17 protein-coding genes are annotated in these 18,312 nt (G+C 54.7%); 4 read left to right on the forward strand and 13 right to left on the reverse strand.

All coding sequences use genetic code 11. The annotated features are described in order from the left end of the window. Positions 1 to 64: 64 nt before the first annotated feature. The gene (locus AB1E33_RS28725; RefSeq protein WP_372580649.1) at positions 65 to 1,024 is read left to right on the forward strand and encodes an IS5 family transposase; all 960 of its coding nucleotides are present in this window, start codon (positions 65 to 67) and stop codon (positions 1,022 to 1,024) included. A gap of 56 nt (positions 1,025 to 1,080) precedes the next feature. Then, positions 1,081 to 1,467: a LysR substrate-binding domain-containing protein gene (locus AB1E33_RS28730; RefSeq protein WP_372580650.1), complete on the forward strand. Its 387-nt coding sequence runs from the start codon at positions 1,081 to 1,083 to the stop codon at positions 1,465 to 1,467. Between the two features lie 28 nt (positions 1,468 to 1,495). Here AB1E33_RS28730 and AB1E33_RS28735 read toward each other — a convergent pair whose 3' ends face one another. Then, positions 1,496 to 2,176, reverse strand: a complete 681-nt coding sequence (locus tag AB1E33_RS28735; RefSeq protein ID WP_372580651.1) for an IS6 family transposase — start codon at positions 2,174 to 2,176, stop codon at positions 1,496 to 1,498. A 209-nt stretch (positions 2,177 to 2,385) separates the two neighbouring features. Here AB1E33_RS28735 and AB1E33_RS28740 point away from each other — a divergent pair, with 209 nt between their 5' ends. Beyond that, complete coding sequence (locus AB1E33_RS28740; RefSeq protein WP_372580652.1) at positions 2,386 to 2,760, forward strand: nuclear transport factor 2 family protein; 375 nt, start codon at positions 2,386 to 2,388, stop codon at positions 2,758 to 2,760. Here AB1E33_RS28740 and AB1E33_RS28745 read toward each other — a convergent pair whose 3' ends face one another. Together AB1E33_RS28745 and AB1E33_RS28750 are read right to left on the reverse strand one after the other, a co-directional pair. Continuing rightward, a complete protein-coding gene (locus tag AB1E33_RS28745; RefSeq protein ID WP_372580653.1) occupies positions 2,761 to 6,063 on the reverse strand; it encodes an ATP-binding protein in 3,303 nt (1,100 codons plus the stop codon). Between the two features lie 269 nt (positions 6,064 to 6,332). Further along, complete coding sequence (locus AB1E33_RS28750; protein WP_372580654.1) at positions 6,333 to 6,734, reverse strand: SDR family NAD(P)-dependent oxidoreductase; 402 nt, start codon at positions 6,732 to 6,734, stop codon at positions 6,333 to 6,335. A 459-nt stretch (positions 6,735 to 7,193) separates the two neighbouring features. Here AB1E33_RS28750 and AB1E33_RS28755 point away from each other — a divergent pair, with 459 nt between their 5' ends. Beyond that, complete coding sequence (locus AB1E33_RS28755) at positions 7,194 to 7,889, forward strand: SDR family NAD(P)-dependent oxidoreductase (RefSeq protein ID WP_372580655.1); 696 nt, start codon at positions 7,194 to 7,196, stop codon at positions 7,887 to 7,889. A 215-nt stretch (positions 7,890 to 8,104) separates the two neighbouring features. On the opposite strand, the gene AB1E33_RS28760 is transcribed toward AB1E33_RS28755, so the two are convergent. The 10 genes from AB1E33_RS28760 to AB1E33_RS28805 all read right to left on the reverse strand — a co-directional run. After that, positions 8,105 to 9,334: an AGE family epimerase/isomerase gene (locus tag AB1E33_RS28760; protein ID WP_372580656.1), complete on the reverse strand. Its 1,230-nt coding sequence runs from the start codon at positions 9,332 to 9,334 to the stop codon at positions 8,105 to 8,107. A gap of 3 nt (positions 9,335 to 9,337) precedes the next feature. After that, positions 9,338 to 11,725 carry a thiamine pyrophosphate-binding protein gene (locus AB1E33_RS28765; protein WP_372580657.1) on the reverse strand — a complete coding sequence of 796 codons (2,388 nt, stop codon included), beginning with the start codon at positions 11,723 to 11,725 and terminating at the stop codon, positions 9,338 to 9,340. Position 11,726: 1 nt separating this feature from the next. Continuing rightward, positions 11,727 to 12,794, reverse strand: a complete 1,068-nt coding sequence (locus AB1E33_RS28770; RefSeq protein WP_372580658.1) for an ABC transporter ATP-binding protein — start codon at positions 12,792 to 12,794, stop codon at positions 11,727 to 11,729. A gap of 11 nt (positions 12,795 to 12,805) precedes the next feature. Further along, on the reverse strand, positions 12,806 to 13,648 hold the full coding sequence (locus AB1E33_RS28775) for a carbohydrate ABC transporter permease (protein ID WP_372580659.1): 843 nt from the start codon (positions 13,646 to 13,648) through the stop codon (positions 12,806 to 12,808). A 10-nt stretch (positions 13,649 to 13,658) separates the two neighbouring features. Beyond that, positions 13,659 to 14,609: a carbohydrate ABC transporter permease gene (locus AB1E33_RS28780; RefSeq protein ID WP_372580660.1), complete on the reverse strand. Its 951-nt coding sequence runs from the start codon at positions 14,607 to 14,609 to the stop codon at positions 13,659 to 13,661. Beyond that, positions 14,591 to 15,850 (reverse strand): ABC transporter substrate-binding protein, encoded by a 1,260-nt coding sequence (locus tag AB1E33_RS28785; RefSeq protein ID WP_372580661.1) that lies wholly within the window; start codon positions 15,848 to 15,850, stop codon positions 14,591 to 14,593. Before AB1E33_RS28785 ends, AB1E33_RS28780 begins: the two co-directional genes overlap by 19 nt. 43 nt (positions 15,851 to 15,893) lie before the next feature. After that, positions 15,894 to 17,099, reverse strand: coding sequence for an aminotransferase class I/II-fold pyridoxal phosphate-dependent enzyme (locus AB1E33_RS28790; RefSeq protein WP_372580662.1), 1,206 nt, complete (start codon positions 17,097 to 17,099; stop codon positions 15,894 to 15,896). Further along, positions 17,038 to 17,787, reverse strand: a complete 750-nt coding sequence (locus AB1E33_RS28795) for a FadR/GntR family transcriptional regulator (RefSeq protein WP_372580663.1) — start codon at positions 17,785 to 17,787, stop codon at positions 17,038 to 17,040. Before AB1E33_RS28795 ends, AB1E33_RS28790 begins: the two co-directional genes overlap by 62 nt. 176 nt (positions 17,788 to 17,963) lie before the next feature. Further along, positions 17,964 to 18,128 (reverse strand): hypothetical protein, encoded by a 165-nt coding sequence (locus AB1E33_RS28800; protein WP_372580664.1) that lies wholly within the window; start codon positions 18,126 to 18,128, stop codon positions 17,964 to 17,966. Beyond that, the coding region (locus AB1E33_RS28805; protein WP_372580665.1) for a hypothetical protein at positions 18,128 to 18,312 on the reverse strand (185 nt) is incomplete at its 5' end. The genes AB1E33_RS28805 and AB1E33_RS28800, both read right to left, overlap by 1 nt.

Consider the following 18,312-nt stretch of genomic DNA (forward strand, 5'->3'; position numbering starts at 1 on the left):
CTGTGTTGCACGGATCGGTCGCTCAAAGTATTCCCAGCGTTTTTTGTGACGCGAGCGACGGTAGATGCCTCACAAATTCAGTGATGCCCGTGGCGATAAGTTTGAAAAAGCTAAGTACCGGGTCACGAACTGCCCGGAATACAATGAAAGTCTGCGGCGTCGAGGCGATGTGACGATCTGGGTTTCTGATGATGTAGTGAAGAAGTGGGCTTCGCCGCGCCGCAAGACGCGCGGTGATCAGGCGCGTTACTCCGATCTGGCAATTGAGATCTGTCTCACTCTGCGGGTCGTGTTTCGACTCCCGCTCAGGCAAACTCAGGGCTTCGTGCGGTCGATTGCCGGGCTGATGGGCATGGACCTCGTGGTGCCGGATTACTCGACTTTGTCGCGGCGCGGTAAGGGGTTGAAGATCACCCCAAACCGGAGCGTTTCAGACAAGTCTATCACCCTCATCGTGGACAGCACGCGTCTGAAAATGCATGGTGGCGACGGCTGGCATGAAGAAAAACACGGCACCAGAAAAGCCCGCAAAACGTGGCGTAAGCTCCACATCGGGCTCGATCCGGAAACTGGCGATGTCGTTGCCTCGAAGGTGACCACGGAGCATGTGGGCGATGAAACGGCGCTGGCAGACCTGCTCACCGGTGTTGATGCTGATGTGGGCCGGTTTCTGGCAGATGGCGCCTATGACGGTCAGGGGGTGGCAGACCGCCTGATTGAGAAGTTCGGGTCTGGGATAGAGATCATTATCCCTCCACCGAAGACCGCGGTTCGCGGCAAGAACGCACAACGCAACCACCATATCGATGTCATCGCTCAAAATGGCAGAATGAACTGGCAAACGAAGACGGGATACAACCAACGATCACAAGTTGAAGCCCAAATCGGTAGATGGAAACAAGTTATCGGTGATCGTCTGCAAGCACGTGACTTCGACCGTCAAATAGCCGAAGCGAAGATTGCATCAAAGGCACTCAACCGCATGACATCTCTCGGTCGTGCGGAATATCAACGCGTCTTCTAGAGTTATGGGGTTTGGGGCAATCTCGCCTCAATCCTGATCCGTGCAACAAGGTCGAGATGATGGGCGGCCCGATCGCACGGCTAATGGTGGGTAAAGCGGATATCGCGCTTGCATCGCTTGACGGGGTACCTCTGGACGACGTTGAGGCAGTGCCGGTCGCGGAGGTGAAAATCCGGCCAGTGGCCAGCCCCGATCTGAATCTGCCGACCGGTTCCCGCGCAATATCGACAACTGAGATGCAAAGCCATGTGCAGGTGATTACGGCGGGCACAAGCGGCACCGCGCATGAACAGAGCCGTGATCTGCTGCCAGGGGGCCTGAAATGGACGGTCTCGGATCTCATGGCCAAGAAAAAAGTGAGCCTCGCCGGCCTTGGCTGGGGTGGCTTGCCCGATCATATGACGGAGGAGGAGCGGCGGTTGTGTCGCAAAATCTGGCGTTGATCAGAGCTATCGCTCCGTTTGGGTGGAGTTATCCGGCGAGCTCGGCAAATTGACAGAACCCGCTTGTCGAAGGTCCAAGCTGGCCCTTGCGGATCATGTTGGCGGTCTCGATCCCTGCAAGTGTCGCTGCAGCTGAGACGAAGCTTTTGAAGCCGAGCATCGGCCTCGTGAGTCGCTTAATTAACCGGTGATCCTGCTCAATGATGTTGTTTAAGTATTTTGATCTGACCGTGTCGATCTTAACCGGTATCTGCAATCGCTTGAAGATCTTGTTGACCTCTTTGATACCGGCCGCGTTGCTCCTGCTTTTGTCGATGGTGATCCGTTTCGGGATGCCATTGTTGAGCAATGCGTTGGCGAAGAACTTCTTCGCAGCCTTGGTGTCTCGCTTCTCGGACAGCATGAAATCAAGGGTTTGACCGTCTCGATCTACCGCACGATACAGATACACCCATTCACCGCGGACCTTCACATAGGTCTCATCCATACGCCAAGATTCCGCCGTGTTGGCCTTCCGTTTCTGTGCTTCGCAAGCGACCAGGGGTGAGTACTTCGCAACCCAGCGGTTCAGCGTCGCGTGATCAACCGACACACCACGTTCCGCCATGATCTCTTCGAGGTCGCGGTACGAGACGCCATAGCGAACGTAGAAATAGACTGCGAACAGGATCACAGATCTTGGGTAGTGCGCACCTTTGAAGTCGATCATCGGACATTCCCAAGCATTGCAGCAGACCGACACCAGTTGGATCAAACCGCAGGAATGTGCAACCTACCGACCAAAGTTTGCGACAAAGCCTTTTTTGGTCCATATACGAAACGCCAACATTGGGCTCGTTGCTGCTACTAGGTGCAGTTGGCGATTTGTGGTATTTCTTGCGCGGCGCGCGCCAAGTATTACCAAAGGAATGTTCTAAGATGGCAAGTGAAAAACAATTAGAAGACTTGAAAGCCGGGTGGACGGCGTTGGCCGCTGGTGAAATGGACAAACTCGCTGGTTTCTATGCGGAAGACATGATCTTTGTGTTGCCCGGTCAGGACGATGTTCTGACGGGTCGTTCTGCTTTCAGGTCAGCGCTCGACGGGATTGGGCAAGCTTTGCCGCCTGGTTTTGCGATCAAGGACTTGAGGTATTGCCAGGGGGACAACGAGATCGTGAATGTGCTGGAATTTAAATCAGACAAGCTGCCTAACGGCTCGCAATGCGCGGTCCTTTTCAAGTTCGGACCAGACGACCTGATTGTTGAAGAGCGCTGGTTTGTCGATACAGAACAATGGAAGGCCGCATTCTAGCTACCCCAGGCCCCCTACACGGCGGACTTCACGATTAACCAGTTGGTCAAGCGAAACCCATCCGAGTTCGGAGGAGATTTTCTTGGCCTCAGCAAGCGCGGTTCGAGCGGATGAGCAATCTCCAGCGAGATCATCAAGCTTTGCTCGCAGCACCAAAGCATCCGCACAATAGCCAAGTGTGTTGAGTCTCTTTTTTTCCGATATGACCCGATCCAGGCAATGGCGTGCTTCGTCGTAGGGGTTTTGTGCGCCAGACAGCCATTCTTGAACACGTTGCCCGAAGCCACTACGAGCGCGAGATGCACTCGTGTCCTTGAGCAAGATTCGCGCAAGTTCAAGTGACGCCAATGCGACGGCGCGATCGTTGCCAACTTGCTCGAACCAGGTGATCCCGTCGCGCAGCCAATTCGTACCCTCTTTCACCTTACCAGAGGCGACCAACGCCTTGCCATAGGCCACATCCCCTGCATAGGCAAAGTAAAGCGCACCGATCTTCTCAGTTCTCCATGGGGCTTTTTCCAGCACCAATATCCCTTCGTTGGTCCGGCCGGAAGCCACCAACGCCATGCCGAACGAAAGCTCCGCCATCAAGTGATCAAAACGGCAAGCTGCTGCATCGCGGCCGGCGCGCGCTGCGCTTTCCGCTTCACTTGCGTTGCCATGTTTGGCGTGGCCGTCAGATTCCAGACATGCGCCCCAACAAACGGCCGGAGGATAATTGTTGTGATCGCCAAGAACTCGCATCTGCCGAGCTATCTCAAGCGCATCACCGACCTTTCCGATTTGCACGGCATAGGCCCACCGGGCATAGAGAGCGAGTGTTGCGAGATATTGGTCGCCCAAGCTCTTGGAAACCGCCTCAAGTTCGGTTGCCCGTAACGGCAAGGAGTCAAAATCCGACCCTTCGCCGACAATGGAATCGAGCCACATGAGTTCGCCCGATGCGTAGCCGATGCAACTCTCGTCCTCCAGCGCCCGACCACTTTCCAGAGCCTGAACCAGTGTCGCACGCGCATCGTCGTACCGGCCAACATGCATATAGCCCTCACCAATCCAGGTAAGCGAACGCGATACCTCTTCTATTTTGCCAAGGCTTCGAACTCTGGGAAGGTTTTCCTGGGCAAGAGCAACCATTGCTGGGAAATCGCCGTTCCAACAGAGAACTTGTGTTTGGTTCACGATCGTGCGGGCGAACAACAGGTCATCTTCGCGGCCACCGCCTTCGGGTAACAGAGATAATGCCAATCCGTACCAGTTCTGGGCGTCGCTCAATGCAAAAAGATCAAGCGCCTTATTCCCCGCAAGATGCGCGTATCGAGCTGCTGATTGGGGGTTGCCTGCCGCATGATGGTGACGGGCAAAATCTTCAGCGATTTCAATTTCGTGGCCTGCATGTTGTTTCTCTAGTCTTTCAACAACCTCGGCATGCAAATGCCGCAGGTCAGACTCGAGCAGGCTTTCATAAATGACGTCATGTACCAGAGCGTGCTGAAAACGGTACGTCCTTGCACCGCCGTGTTCAGCAAGAATGACGGCTCCGGATACCAGTTCGGCCAAGTCCGCTTTGCTACCCTCTCCAAGCAAGGCCGCGTCGAACCTGCGCCCGGCAACCGACGCTATTTCGGCGGTTCGACGTGCGCTTGGTGACAACGCATCAACGCGCTGCATCAACAATCCAGCCAGTGTTTCTGGTATCGCGGCGCCGCTTTCATTCTCGGTATTATCTGAGGATCGCGAGACGTGGCGTGCCAATTCTTCCAGGAACAGTGGATTGCCCCCTGCACGCTCAACAATATCTGTCAAATCTGCTCTGGCGGCCTCGTCAGGAATCCTTTTCCGAAACAGACTTAGACTTTCGGATGCTGACAGAGGTGAAAGCGTGATCTCTTCAATTCCGTGCGCGTCGCTCCAAGGTGGAATATAGCGCCGTCGCAGCGTCGCGAGTATTAACACGCCTCTCCGGTGCTCATTGCGTGCGAGGACATCAAGAAGGGTAGCGGAACGCTCGTCGATCCAGTGCGCATCGTTGATGAACAAAATTGTTGACCTGGATTGACCTTGATTAACAATGAACCGAACCAACGCTTCCTGTGTGCGTTGACCAACAAGGTCAGGCTCAATCTGAGAAGCGGTGGGATGGGTAATATCAAGAAGCCTTAAAATGTAAGGCACGTGGCGTGTAACATCGAGGCCACTTTCTACCAGACGAAGCATCCATGCCTCCCCCCGATTGCTCACACCATCTGCATCGCCAAACCATCGCCGAAGAAGGTTAATGAAAGGAAAGAATGCGGTGGAGTCACCGTGAGACGCACAATGGCCAACCAGGACCGTAGCCGTTTCCAGATTTTGCTCGAGAAACTCACGAACCAGGCGAGATTTGCCAATGCCCGGCTCTCCAACCAGGTTGACGAACGGCGTTTCACCCGACCGCATTCTTGCGAAAGCCGATGCAAGTGAGCCGAGTTCCTGGCGCCTGCCAACGAGCGGTGTTCTTGCAGTTTTTTGACGCTCGTCTAGCAGATCGACAGAAGACGTCACAGACACTGCTCGCCACACCGAAACAGGAGTATCGAACCCCTTCAGGTCATACTCTCCAAGCGCATGAAACTTGACCGCTGACTCTGACAGCCGACGAGTGACCGGACCCACAACGACAGTGTTGAGTTCAGCCAATTCCTGGAGCCGCGCCGCGAGGTTTGGGGTCTTTCCGACCACCGCATGTTCTTGAGAGCTGCCTTCTCCGATTACTTCGCCAACTACGACTGGCCCGGTTTCGATGCCAACCCGAACGCTCAGGTGACTGCTTGGGGTGTCAATGCCTAGCTTTGATATTCGTTCGACAAGCGCAATCCCCGCCCATATGGCGCGCTCCGCGTCATCTTCATGTGAATTGGGGTATCCGAAATACGCAAGGACGCCGTCGCCGATGTATTTGGCGACAAAGCCATCATGTTCCTCGATCACTTCCTTGCTATTGTTTTGGTAGGCGCGAATGATCGCGTTGTAGGATTCAAGGTCCAGCTGGTCCGACAAACGCGTCGAGCCAGCGAGGTCCGCAAACATAAGCGTCAATTGGCGACGCTGCGCGCGGCTCTGGCTCCCTGACGTGGCACTACCTTCGCCAGCGATAATTGATGCCGCCTGGCGAATCTTTTTTCGGTGGCCGAGTGCTCGAACGCCCATCTCTTTTAAGTCGGCGTCACTCAGTTCGGGCAACATTTCATAATCGATAGCATTTTCGATGAATGCCCGCGCATACCGAGACATTCCAAGTTGTTCGAGAAAATGAGCAACCTTCAATACGACGCCCCCGACAAGTCATCTGTCTTTTGGACAGTTCAGTCACGCGTAATGTTGATAGCACATTATTGTGTTTCTGGGACTCTTCATGATGATGGAGCCGTGCCGATTGGATCGATGACCGCTCTCGATGTGACGAGGTGCTCCATTGGATCAGCGCATCAGGGGCGTTGATATTCTGAGAATAGAATCACGTTTGCAGGGATCGCTCAGCTCTGGCGAGTTTTGCATAGCGTGGGGCAAAGAAGGCAGTAAAGATCTTGACGTCTTTACGCCGATAGGCTTGAGGGGACCTTGTTGCATAGATCGCAGAGCCGCAGTATCTCCGGCGTTCGCTCTGACGCGAGCGACGGTAGATGCCCTACAAATTCAATGATGCCCGTCGCGACAAGTTTCCCAACACCGCCGAAGTGTTGCTCAGCCAATTCGACAAGGTCTTTGCAGTATGTTTCCTCAGTCACGTCTCCCGCAAGACAGACAGCACTCCCATTGCTCTGTGTTATCTGCCCGGCGATTGCGTTCAACTGGGATTCACGGCGGGCGCCTAAAACGACATTTGCTCCTTCAGAGGCAAACAGAAGTGCTGCCGCAGCGCCTCTTCCACTGCTTGCTCCAGTGACCATGATGGTTTTGTCTCCAAGTTCCATGGTCATGCCTTTCTGTGTTTGCATGCCAGTCAGCTAGGGGATGAGGCGCGCATCGAGTGACCCGATAATTGCGCTTGTTGAGCAACGTAGTTTGAATGCGCAAGAAACGGGTCACTGGAAACTTATGGCCGAAAGTGGGCCTTAACCTGTGTTGCAGCCCCGGTTGCTATGATCTCTCTGCGGACCTCGGACGTTGTTCAGCATAGCCGCTGCCCCTTCGCCGACAGATCTCGGATGCAATGCGGCATCGAACCGAGATCACGTTCGCCATCCACCGGAGGCAGCCCGAAACTGCCGTTGATCTCAACATCTGTACGCAGCAATGCGGCCCGCCATACCTGTCATTCGTTGCGGTTGAAGACTGCCATAGTGTGATTATCAAGCTCGACAATTGTACTCGATAGAGCAATTCGGTTGCTCATTGGTGCGCCAACGATCAATGCTGATCTTGGTACAACACAAGTGCTTGAGAAAGGAACTACGATGACCAGGCCTCTCGCAGTGATCATAGGTGCAGGAAGTGGTCTGTCTGCCGCTGTTGCCCGCGAGCTATCAACAGATCACGACATAACTCTCGCTGCGCGTAACGGTGAGAAAGTCCGTTCTGCAGCGGAGGAAATTGGTGCCGTTGTCACCCAACTAGATGGCACGGACGAAACCGCTGTCGCAGCACTATTGGACGAACTGCCGCTAGCTCCCAGAGTTGTGATCTACAACCCCTCGGCGCGTGTCAGAGGGCCAATTGCAGAATTGTCGGTCGAAGAGGTGCGCAATGCAGTGGATGTAACGGCGATCGGGGCGTTCATTGCGGGTAAACACGCGGCACGGCGAATGCTGAGTGCTGATCTGATTAATGGAGTTCGCGGAACGATATTGTTTACCGGGGCGTCGGCTGGAGTGAAGGGATTCCCAAAATCTGCACCGTTCGCAATGGGTAAGTTCGCCCAGCGGGGCCTTGCCGAAAGCATGGCGCGCGAGCTTCATCCTGAAGGCATTCACGTAGCTTGGATCAATATCGATGGCGCCATTCTCAATCCCGGCCGATCGGAACCAGAGGACAATCCGGGATCTATGCTCAGACCGGAAGCCATCGCTAAGACCTATCGTCATCTAATTGAACAAGACCGTAGCTCTTGGTCGAACGAAATCGCCGTAAGGCCTTGGGTCGAGAACTTCTGACGTCCAGGCAGCACGCATGCAGAAGCGAACTCGCTGATAAATAAACCTATGTGTTTCGGTAGTTCAATTCGGCCCAAAGGAGACATCCATCTTCGTCGTCAGCGCCGCAGTGCGGCTTCACCAGACCGGCCATTCGCTGCAGTTGCAGAATCTAATTGCAGACGAACCTGACATTCAACGAGTTTGTGTGGTCAATTTTCAAGTAAGCGTGTCAGCTAGGGAAGCATCATCCGCGACAGGCGTCCAGAAAGAGGGAAGAAGCAGGCCTGCAATGAGTGGTAAATGTCGGGCTTCCCATCAAAGATGGATGTCACGACATTCCCATTCTCATCTACCGCTGGAAACCAACCGCCATACTTATGATCCACGAACGTATCACTCGCATAGGTCCAGAGCTTCCTGTACCAAATCTCGTCTTCCGGCATTTTGTCCAGAGTAATCAGCGCGGCGACTGCTCCAATTGCTTCGGTGATCGGCCACCAAAACCGGGAGCCGTTGGCAGCCTGGCCATCAAAGTCCAGCGTGTAGGCCAATCCGCCACCGGGTAACCAGGCATCATTCAATGCCTGTTCAATCAAGCGGCGCGCTGTTTCGGGCGCATTGGATTCCGGCCGACCCGACAAGTCCCAATGCTGAAGCTGAAGCCGGCCGAGTTCAAACGAATGACCAGGAGTCGTTCCGGCAGGCCTGAACATCGGGTTACCCGCATAGTCATGATCAATCTGCCATTCAAACGTGTAATGCTCAGGCAACCGCCAGTTTTCCCCAGCTGCGATCTTGTTGATGAAGAAGTCCAGAATGCGACCGGCGCGGGAGAGGAATATTTCATCTCCGAACGCCTCATAGGCAGACAGCATCGCTTCAACACCATGCATATTCGCATTCATTCCGCGATATGTGGAAAAAGGGGTCCAATCCCTATTCCACTCGTCGCAGAACAATCCCGCGTCTTCATCCCAGAAATGTTGATCCAAGACCTCGCGGGCATCCGCCATCAGGCGGTCTGCATCCGGGTGACCCGCCAGCTTCGCGCTTGCAGAGGCAAGAAGAACAAAGACATGTCCGTAGGCGAGCTTGCGATCATCCTTGATCTGATCACCCTCCAGCGCCCAGAGATATCCGCCATAGTCCCGATCTCTGTGGTGGCTTTCGAGATGTGCCATGCCATGATCAATGATCCGCTCTGCACCCTGAAAACCTACAAGATGCCCCAAAGCATATGAGTGGATCAGACGCGTTGTCGTGTGCAGCTCTTGAAGCTCACCAGGCAATGGGCTGCCATCATGACCAAGTATGAAGTACCCAGGCCCGTTTCGGCAACTCGCTCTGAAGAACTCAAGCTGCCGCATGGCCTCATCCATCAACCATTTGCGGTGATTGATGGTTTCAAGCCAAATCCCCGGTTCGGCTTGTGTACCAGGAGGCAAAGGTTGGTCTTTGCTCATCTTTTATCTCGCAAGAGGTGTAATGTAGCGTGCGCCGCGCCCTGGCAACAACGCTCGCGCCGCGTGCAGAATTGCGTTCGCGTCAATTCCATGCAGATGATAGGTGTCTTCCACTGTTGCAGCCTGACCAAAATGCTCCACGCCAAGGGATTTGGTGCGGTGCCCGTGCACCCCGCCAAGCCAGCTGAGGCTTGCCGGATGACCATCAGCAACGGTGACCAACCCAGCGTCTCGCGGCACATTGGCGAACAGTTGCTCGATGTGCGAGAGCGCCGTGCCATCGCCGCGTTGTCGGGCGCGCTCGGCAGCCTGCCATCCAGCGTTCAACCGATCTGCGGATGTCACAGCCAATACGGCAACGTCTCGAACGTCATCAGATAGTAGTCCCGCTGCCTGAATGGCCTCGGGCGCGACAACACCTGTGTAGGCCAGCACGACCGCACTTGTTGCTGTTGGGGGTCTCATCCAGTACCCGCCCGCAATCACGTCTTGCACAAGGTCACCGGTCATTTCGCGCCCGATTTGTTCTTGCGGTACTGTGGATAGGCGCAGATACACAGACCCACCCTTTTCGTCGCGCAGCCAGTTTTGTTCGGCCTGAGGTGCTGCGCCATCCCGTTGCAAATATTCGAACCCCCAACGCATGATCACGTTCAGTTCGTCCGCAAAAGCAGGATCGAATGTTGCAAGCCCATCCTGTGCCATACCGATCAAAGGAGTCGAAATGGATTGGTGTGCGCCGCCCTCGTGGCTAAGCGATACGCCAGAGGGGGTCGCAGCCAACATGAAACGCGCATCCTGATAGCAGGCATAGTTCAGGGCATCGAGCCCGCGGCAAATAAACGGATCATAGACTGTTCCGACTGGAAACAACCGCGCGCCAAACAATGAATGAGACAGCCCAAGTGCGCCCAGAAACGTGAACAAGTTGTTTTCAGCGATACCAAGTTCGACATGCCGCCCTTCCGTATGTCTGCGCCACTTCTGCGTCGAAGGAATTTCCTGATCGCGAAATAGATCGCTTTGCTCAGCTTTTGAAAACAAACCTGTCTTGTTGATCCAGGGCCCGAGATTGGTCGAGACGGAGACATCAGGTGAAGTGGTGACAATCCGTTCGGCAAGGGCAGGCGCTTCACTAGCGATGGCCGACAATATCTGCCCGAATGCTTCTTGAGTGGAAGCAACGCCCTTGAACCTTGGCCGAGCCACCTCATCAACATTGATCGTGTTGGCGACATGTCGACGACGTCCTTTGACGTTAAAAGGGACATTGTTCAGAAACGACTGAACGTCCTCTTGGTCAACACTCATACCTGCAAAGTGATCCCATTCGCTGCCTGCATCTATGCCCAGATCATCACGCAGACTTTCAATCTGCGCAGTCGTCATGATCCCGGCGTGATTGTCCTTGTGGCCCGCCAGTGGCAACCCATGACCTTTAACCGTGTAGCAGATGAAACAAACCGGGCGGTCGTGATCGATGGCCTTCATCGTCTCGGACATCAGCACAGCATCATGCCCCGCCAAATTGCCCATCAATTGCGCAAGCGTGTCATCATCATGATCCGCCACCAGCGCCAACGCCTCGTTGTTGCCGGCGAAGTCCTGCTCCAACTGTGCCCGCCATGCGGCACCACCTTTGAACGTCAAAGCTGAATAAAGAGCATTTTCACAGCGATCGATCCAATTGCGCAAATACTCACCGCCTGGTCGCTTGAAGGCGGCCTGCATAAGCGAGCCATATTTCAATTCGATGACTTCCCACCCGCAGGCAACGAATATGTCCCTGAACCGCGCGCTCAAACCTTCGGTGACGACGCCATCCAGCGACTGCCGGTTATAGTCAATGATCCACCAACAGTTGCGCAGATCGTGTTTGGCGCCCTCCAGAAGCGCCTCATAGATATTGCCTTCATCCAGTTCAGCATCGCCGACCAACGCGATCATTCGGCCTTTGGGCTGGTTGAGCCATCCGTGACCGGCCAGGTAGTCCTGGCTCAGGCTGGCAAAAGCCGTCATCGCAACACCCATCCCAACTGACCCGGTCGAGAAATCGACATCATCCATGTCTTTGGTGCGAGATGGATAAGGCTGTGCCCCTCCAAAGCCGCGGAAATCCTGCAACTGCTGCAGGCTCTGGTTTCCAAGAAGGTACTGAATCGCATGAAAGACCGGGCTTGCGTGCGGTTTGACAGCGACGCGGTCCTCGGGACGAAGAACATCAAAATAAAGCGCGTTCAGGATCGCATTCATCGAGGCCGAAGACGCCTGATGGCCACCCACCTTGATCCTGCCTTTGGCGCGAATGTTGTTCGCGTTGTGGATCATCCACGATGAAAGCCAGAGCGTCTTCTTCTCAAGCGCTGCCCGAATTTCCAATTCGTTCGTCATCTCAGGCGACCTGTCGCAATGCTGTGCCATCTTTGGCGAACAGATGCGCGTTCTCCGTCTGAATGCGCAGCCCAAGTCGTTCACCAGATTTTACTGGAATATTACCATGCTTGCGCACCATCATTGATCCTATGCCCTCGACGTTGACGTAGATGTTCGTGTCCGACCCCAGATGTTCAACAACGTCAGCCACGGCCGAAAGATCACCGGAGCCGTTGTCCACGACATCGATATGCTCAGGCCTTACGCCCAGCTCTTTCGCCTGCGCCGTAAGCAGCTCATCCTGTAGTTTGATTTCAGTTCCATTCCTGGCGGTCACGCCCGTTTCAGTTCCGACGACGGGCACAACATTCATGGTGGGCGAGCCAATGAACTGGGCAACAAATTTATTGGCCGGACGTTCATAGAGCTCTAAAGGGCTGCCGACCTGCTGGATATCCCCGCCGTTAAGAACAACGATCCGGTCCGCCAGTGTCAGAGCCTCGACTTGATCGTGAGTCACGTAGATCATCGTTGCACTGAGTTGTTGGTGCAGGCGTGCAATCTCCAGCCGCATTTCAACACGCAGCGCAGCGTCGAGATTTGACAGAGGCTCGTCGAACAGGAAGGCCCGCGGGTCGCGGATAATGGCACGACCCATGGCGACCCGCTGGCGTTGACCACCAGATAGAGCTTTGGGCAAACGATCCGTCAGGTTGGTTAGACCCAGTGTCTCTGCCGCCTGTGCAACTTTGGACTTACGTTCCGCCACCGGGTCTTTGCGGATTTCCATCGAAAACCCCATGTTCCGCGCCACATCCATATGCGGGTAAAGCGCATAGGATTGGAACACCATTGCAATGTCCCGGTCCCTTGGGCGCACGTCGTTCATACGCTCGCCATCGATTAGAAACTCACCGCTTGATATCGGCTCAAGCCCCGCCACCATGCGCAGTAGCGTAGACTTGCCACAACCCGACGGCCCCACCAGAACAATGAACTCACCATCTTGGATTTCAAGGTCGATGTTGCGCAAGACCTCAACGGATCCATAGCGTTTTGCAACGTCACGAAGTTCGATACGTGCCATGAACTGGCCTCCTATCCTTTAACTGCGCCGGACGTGAGGCCCTGCACGAGATAACGTTGAATGAAGATGAAAAAGAGACAGCTTGGGATCAGCGCCAGCACGCCGGCTGCCATCATTTGCCCCCAATCGACCGAGAACTTGGAAACAAATGTCAACAAGCCAACCGGGAAGGTCATCGCGTCGTTCTTCGAGATCAGCATCAGCGCAAACAGCAACTCTGACCAAGCTGCAGTAAAGACGAAACCAAGCGTTGCACCGAGGCCCGGCAATGTCAGCGGGAAGACCACTTTGCACAGCGCCTGAAACCGCGAACAGCCATCCATCATCGCCGCGTCTTCCAAGTCCTTCGGTATACCGTCAAAGAATGACTGCATCAGGAATGTTGCAAAAGGAATATTGAAGGCGGTGTAGACGACGATCAGGCTTGTCAGCGAATTCAACAGTCCCAGTTCAGCGACAATCTTATAGATCGGTGCAATGATCATCAGCAACGGGAACATCTGGGTGACCAGCATCAATGCAATGATGATCCGTTTGCCAGCGAATACGAAGCGTGAAAAGGCATAGCCCGCCCCAGCTGCGAACAGAGTGGTAAAAAAGGCCGCGCCCAGGGACACCACCAGAGAATTCTGAAAATAGGCCACAAAGTCAGTCTGGAAAATGACCGTCGTGAAGTTCGAGAACGTGACCTCGCTCGGAAACAGCCTGGTGCCTTCGGAGTAGATCAACTCATCCGGCGTAAGCCCGATCTTGAGCAGCCAATATAGCGGGAACAGCGCAAAGATCAGATAGAATGCGAGCGCTGCATACTTCCCTAAGACCATTGCAGGGTGGTGTTTTTGGATGACTGACATGGCCAACTCCTCAGATCTTTACCAGCTTCTTACGAAGCCAGAGCAGGATGACGGCATAGATCAGCAGGATCACCAACAACGCCACAGCGATGGTGGACGCGTAGCCAAAATCCAGTTTTCGGAAGGCGGTAGTGAAAATGTAGGTCGACAGAATTTGCGTCGAGTTGGCGGGACCGCCGCCAGTCATCACGAATATCAGGTCAGCAAAGTTTGCGATCCAGATAGTCCGCAGCATAACCGTGATCGCGATCATCGGCGCAAGGAACGGCAATGTAATCTTGGTGAAAGTCTGCCACGGGGTCGCGCCATCCACTTCTGCTGCTTCGTATAGTTCACCGGGTATCGATTGCAAAGCTGCCAGCAACGTGATGGCAAAAAACGGGACGCCGAACCAGATGTTCGCAGTGATCGGGCCCCACATGGCAAGCTCAGGATCGCCGAGGATGTTGTAGGGCTCCGACAGAATGCCAAGTGCGGCCAGCCAATGCGGCAACGGGCCGATGACCGGGTTGAACAGCCAAGCCCAAGTCAGGGCAGACAGAAATGTCGGAACGGCCCATGGTAGGAAAACGAGGGCCTGAAACAGCTTTTTGCCAAAGAACTGTGTGTTCAGAAGCATCGCAAGGCCAAGGCCAAGCAGGAACTGGAACGTAATCGACCAGAAGGTCCAGAACAGCGTGTTCTCCATCGCAATCCAAAACTTACGGTCGCTCCATAGATCGACATAGTTTTCGAACCCGATCCAGCCGGAGGCAAACGGTTTCAACAGCTCAATGGATTGGAACGAATAGGAGACCCCAATGATCAGCGGGAACATGATCACAGCGCCGATCAAAAGGATTGCCGGAGATAGATAGAAGAACGGCTCGACCATGTATTGCAGGTAGAGAGAGCGTCGTGCCCGGGTTTCCCCGGGCCTGACAGTTTTTTGAACGCGAGCGATCACTGGTTTGCCTTCCATTTGGCATGCTCGTCGGTGAGGAACTCTGCCCACTCATCCGCGACATCCTGCGCGCTGCGCTGCCCCAGCAAAGCTTCTTGGCTTGATTCCAGCAGAAGCGTGCTGCCAAAGTAACCCCACTGTTCAAGGTTAGTCGGCATTGTGGTCGGCACGTATTGTTCACCGTTCAGCTCTTCGAACCAACCTTTGAATTGCTCGGTCTGGAAATGCGGATCCTGATCGGCGCCTTTGTGGATCGGAATAACGCCAACCCGCTTGGCCCATGTCGCGTTGGCTTCTGGAGAGGACAGGGCTGCGACCAGATCAAAGGCTTCCTCTTCATGCTCGGTTGCATTGAAAATCGACCAACCCGCGAAGCCAATGGTTGGGAAGGCTTTGCCTGAAGGCCCAACCGGCATTGGGATTACGGCAAAATCCTCTGCCGGCATCCGCTCGGCGATCGCGATCAGCGCATCGGGATCCTGGTCAAGGAACGCGCAGGTGCCGGAATAGAAACCGGCCACGATTTCGTTGAAGCCCCAGCTGACGCTGTCTTTGGGTGCATATCCGTTCTGATACATGTCGATCATGAACTGGATGCCCTCGACCGAGCCGGGTTCGTTGATGCGGCTGATGCCGTCTTCTGTGAAGAACTCGTTGGTGCCGTTCATTGCTGCGGCGAACATGATCCAGCCATTGGTGCCGCCGGGACCACCGCGCAAACAATACCCGTATTTACCATCAAGTTCGGATACTGCAGCCGAGGCTGCTTTAAACTCTTCCATCGTTGTCGGTGGGGTGTCGATACCCGCTTCGGCCAGCAGTTTCTTGTTGTAGAACATTGCCCGAAGGTAGAAGCCGTAAGGGATCATATAGAGATCGCCCGCCTGACTGCCCATCGCGACGGTCTTGTCGGTCAGAGTTGCTCCCTGGTCCCATCCGGCTACATGGTCTTTGAGGCTGACCAACTGATCAGATCCGGCGTAGAGAGCCTGCCACGTGTCGGGCATTTCAACCACATCCGGGATGTCGCCACCCGCCACCATTGTGGCCAGTTTTTCAAATGCGCTGCCCCATGGAAGCGAGACGATCTCGACCGCGACGTCAGGATTATTGGCCTCAAACTCATCGACAATCCCCTGAAGCACCTCGGTACGCTCGGGGCTGGTGATCACCTCAACCAGTTTCAGTGTGGTTTCGGCATAAGAGGCCGAGCCCATCAGCACGGCAGCGGCTGTCATTCCTGCTAATAGTTTTTTCATGTTTTCCTCCAGTTGGTTTTGATTTCTGCGCGGGGGCGCATTTTTAAGCTGTGCTTTTTGCGAGTGCTGATGTGAAATCCGCCCAGAGATCGTCAGCTGACTCGAGCCCAAGATTCAGGCGCACAAGATTGGGCGAGACGCCAAACTTCTGCATCGAGTTTTGTTCACCGGCCTGAGCAAGTCCGACACGCGCCGGCAGGATCAGGCTTTCGAAGCCACCCCAACTCACGCCGAGGCGGAAAAGGTTCAACGCATCGGAGAACTTTGCGATGTCGACACTGTCATCGAACTCGATCGACATAAGTCCAGACCGCCCCGTCAATCCGGGAACGTCGTTTGCACCGGGTGAATTGACCTGCCGAACCTGTGGAATTGCGGCCAGGCAATCAACGAACATGTTGGCCGCCGCCTGATGCTGCATCATGCGCGCATGCAAAGTACGCAGGCCTCGCGTCAGCAGGAATGCCTCAAAGGGCGCCAGTTTCGCGCCGAGCAAAGGAAGGGTCAGATCACGGATGCGAGCAATATGGTCCAGGGAGGCGACCACCACGCCCGCAACCGTGTCCGAGTGCCCCGAGATATATTTCGAGGCTGAGTGGATGACGATGTCTATGCCCTGTGTGAGGGGGCGCTGGAACACCGGACTGGCCCAGGAATTATCGACCATCGTCAACACATTGTGACGTTTGGCGTGTTCGGCGACACGACGCAGGTCTATTGCTTCAAAGACGACCGATCCAGGGCTTTCCAGATAGGCCAGTGTCACATCAGCCAGCAACTCCGGGTCATCTACAAAACGTTCCGGCGCATGGTATTCAATATGCACGCCAAACGGGCGCAGCAGACGTTCCATAAACCGGTACGTATCCGGATAGACATGTCTAACGCAGGCGATCCGATCGCCGGGTTTGACGAATGCCAATAGCGTTGAGGAAATGGCTGCCATCCCGGAAGCAAAACCAACCGCTGCCTCACCTTGCTCGGCTTCAGCCATGAGCTTTTCAAACGCTGCGACGGTTGGGTTTTCCACGCGGGTGTAGATTGCAGAATCCGACCGGCCTGCCATCCTGTCTTCGAAACTTTGATAGCTATCGAACGTAAACAGCGAGGTTTGAACGATCGGAGGCGTCACTGCCCCATCAGAGTCTGGCAGTACCGCTGCTAACAGGGTCGCGATGTCTCTATGATCAGACATTCTGGTTCTCCATGATCTGGAGAATTTCTGCTTCGACCATGTCCATGATTTCACCGACTATCCGCCCGGCTTCGTCGGCATTACCCGAGACTACCGCCTCGGCAAGATGGGTGTGAATTGGGATCGTCGCCTGACCCAGATGCGGCTGACCGAAGGGCGCTTCGTAAACCTCATTGAAGCCTTGCTGAATCTGACGGATCAATTGCCCGAACAGAGGATTTCCGCAGGTGTCATGCAGTGATGAGTGGAACCGGTAGTCGGCCTGCCGCCAGTCTTCACCAGCGGCATATGTGGCTATGAGTTCTGCAACGCGGGCAGTAATCAACCGTCCTTGCGCCTCGGTGCAATTCAATGCCGCCATCCTCGCCGCTTCGATTTCCAAAGGCCTGCGTACTGCGTGGGTTCGCAACAGGCTCTCTGCTTCAAGCTTCAACGTCAGAGGAAGATGAATCGCATTTGCCGACACTTCCGCCGCCAAACGTGTCCCGGCTTTCTTGTTGCGAATAACGATGCCCATGTTCTGCCAACTCGTCAGGGCCTCGCGGACCTTTGCCCGACCAATTCCAAGGCGGCGTGCGATTTCTACTTCCGGTGGCAGACGGTCACCAACTTTCAAACCTTCCGCATCAATCATCTCGGAAAGCGCATCCAGAACATCCCGGCTGGTGCTGCCGGGAGGTAACTCTTTAAGCGAGTTGCCTGCCTCTTCGCTCTGTTCCTGGGGTGGCAAATTTTCTGTCACGTGTGGCCGCTCCGAATCAATGTTCTTCCAACATTACACATAATGTCGGACAAAATATACAATAATGTCCGACATTATTTGAAAGAGCTCTTATCAACGGCTGCCAAAACAGTCTTGCTTGGATCAGAACTGAGGCAGAATGGCCCCAGACTGCACGCTTTTTTGTTTTTGAAAGCTCAATCCCAAATTGGGAGAAATGGGGCATCTTGCTGAAAGAACTCGTAGTTTGGCACGACCTGACCAGGCCTTCGCCACTTCGACGTGCGCTGTGGTGCAGTTTCGCCAGTCCAGAGTTCAAGCTCGACATGCGCTTGCCCGCTGCGTTGCATCTGTTCGGCCATCAAGACCTCCCTAATTTCCGCGCCTGGTAAGCAAAGCCTGTGGCTTTGTCGCAAACTTTGGTCGGTAGGTTGCACATTCCTGCGGTTTGATCCAACTGGTGTCGGTCTGCTGCAATGCTTGGGAATGTCCGATGATCGACTTCAAAGGTGCGCACTACCCAAGATCTGTGATCCTGTTCGCAGT

Origin of the sequence: Ruegeria hyattellae, from assembly GCF_041537925.1 — a bacterium.
In the GTDB taxonomy this organism is placed as follows: Bacteria; Pseudomonadota; Alphaproteobacteria; order Rhodobacterales; family Rhodobacteraceae; genus Ruegeria_C.

What these genes read in the sequence shown, in the direction of transcription:
- AB1E33_RS28735 (WP_372580651.1), bottom strand. Translation starts at nt 2,176, where the DNA reads ATGATCGACTTCAAAGGTGCGCACTACCCAAGATCTGTGATCCTGTTC.
- AB1E33_RS28750 (WP_372580654.1), bottom strand. Translation starts at nt 6,734, where the DNA reads ATGCAAACACAGAAAGGCATGACCATGGAACTTGGAGACAAAACCATC.
- AB1E33_RS28780 (WP_372580660.1), bottom strand. Translation starts at nt 14,609, where the DNA reads ATGGAAGGCAAACCAGTGATCGCTCGCGTTCAAAAAACTGTCAGGCCC.
- AB1E33_RS28725 (WP_372580649.1), top strand. Translation starts at nt 65, where the DNA reads ATGCCTCACAAATTCAGTGATGCCCGTGGCGATAAGTTTGAAAAAGCT.
- AB1E33_RS28765 (WP_372580657.1), bottom strand. Translation starts at nt 11,725, where the DNA reads ATGACGAACGAATTGGAAATTCGGGCAGCGCTTGAGAAGAAGACGCTC.
- AB1E33_RS28785 (WP_372580661.1), bottom strand. Translation starts at nt 15,850, where the DNA reads ATGAAAAAACTATTAGCAGGAATGACAGCCGCTGCCGTGCTGATGGGC.
- AB1E33_RS28730 (WP_372580650.1), top strand. Translation starts at nt 1,081, where the DNA reads ATGATGGGCGGCCCGATCGCACGGCTAATGGTGGGTAAAGCGGATATC.
- AB1E33_RS28800 (WP_372580664.1), bottom strand. Translation starts at nt 18,128, where the DNA reads ATGGCCGAACAGATGCAACGCAGCGGGCAAGCGCATGTCGAGCTTGAA.
- AB1E33_RS28760 (WP_372580656.1), bottom strand. Translation starts at nt 9,334, where the DNA reads ATGAGCAAAGACCAACCTTTGCCTCCTGGTACACAAGCCGAACCGGGG.
- AB1E33_RS28755 (WP_372580655.1), top strand. Translation starts at nt 7,194, where the DNA reads ATGACCAGGCCTCTCGCAGTGATCATAGGTGCAGGAAGTGGTCTGTCT.
- AB1E33_RS28775 (WP_372580659.1), bottom strand. Translation starts at nt 13,648, where the DNA reads ATGTCAGTCATCCAAAAACACCACCCTGCAATGGTCTTAGGGAAGTAT.
- AB1E33_RS28770 (WP_372580658.1), bottom strand. Translation starts at nt 12,794, where the DNA reads ATGGCACGTATCGAACTTCGTGACGTTGCAAAACGCTATGGATCCGTT.
- AB1E33_RS28740 (WP_372580652.1), top strand. Translation starts at nt 2,386, where the DNA reads ATGGCAAGTGAAAAACAATTAGAAGACTTGAAAGCCGGGTGGACGGCG.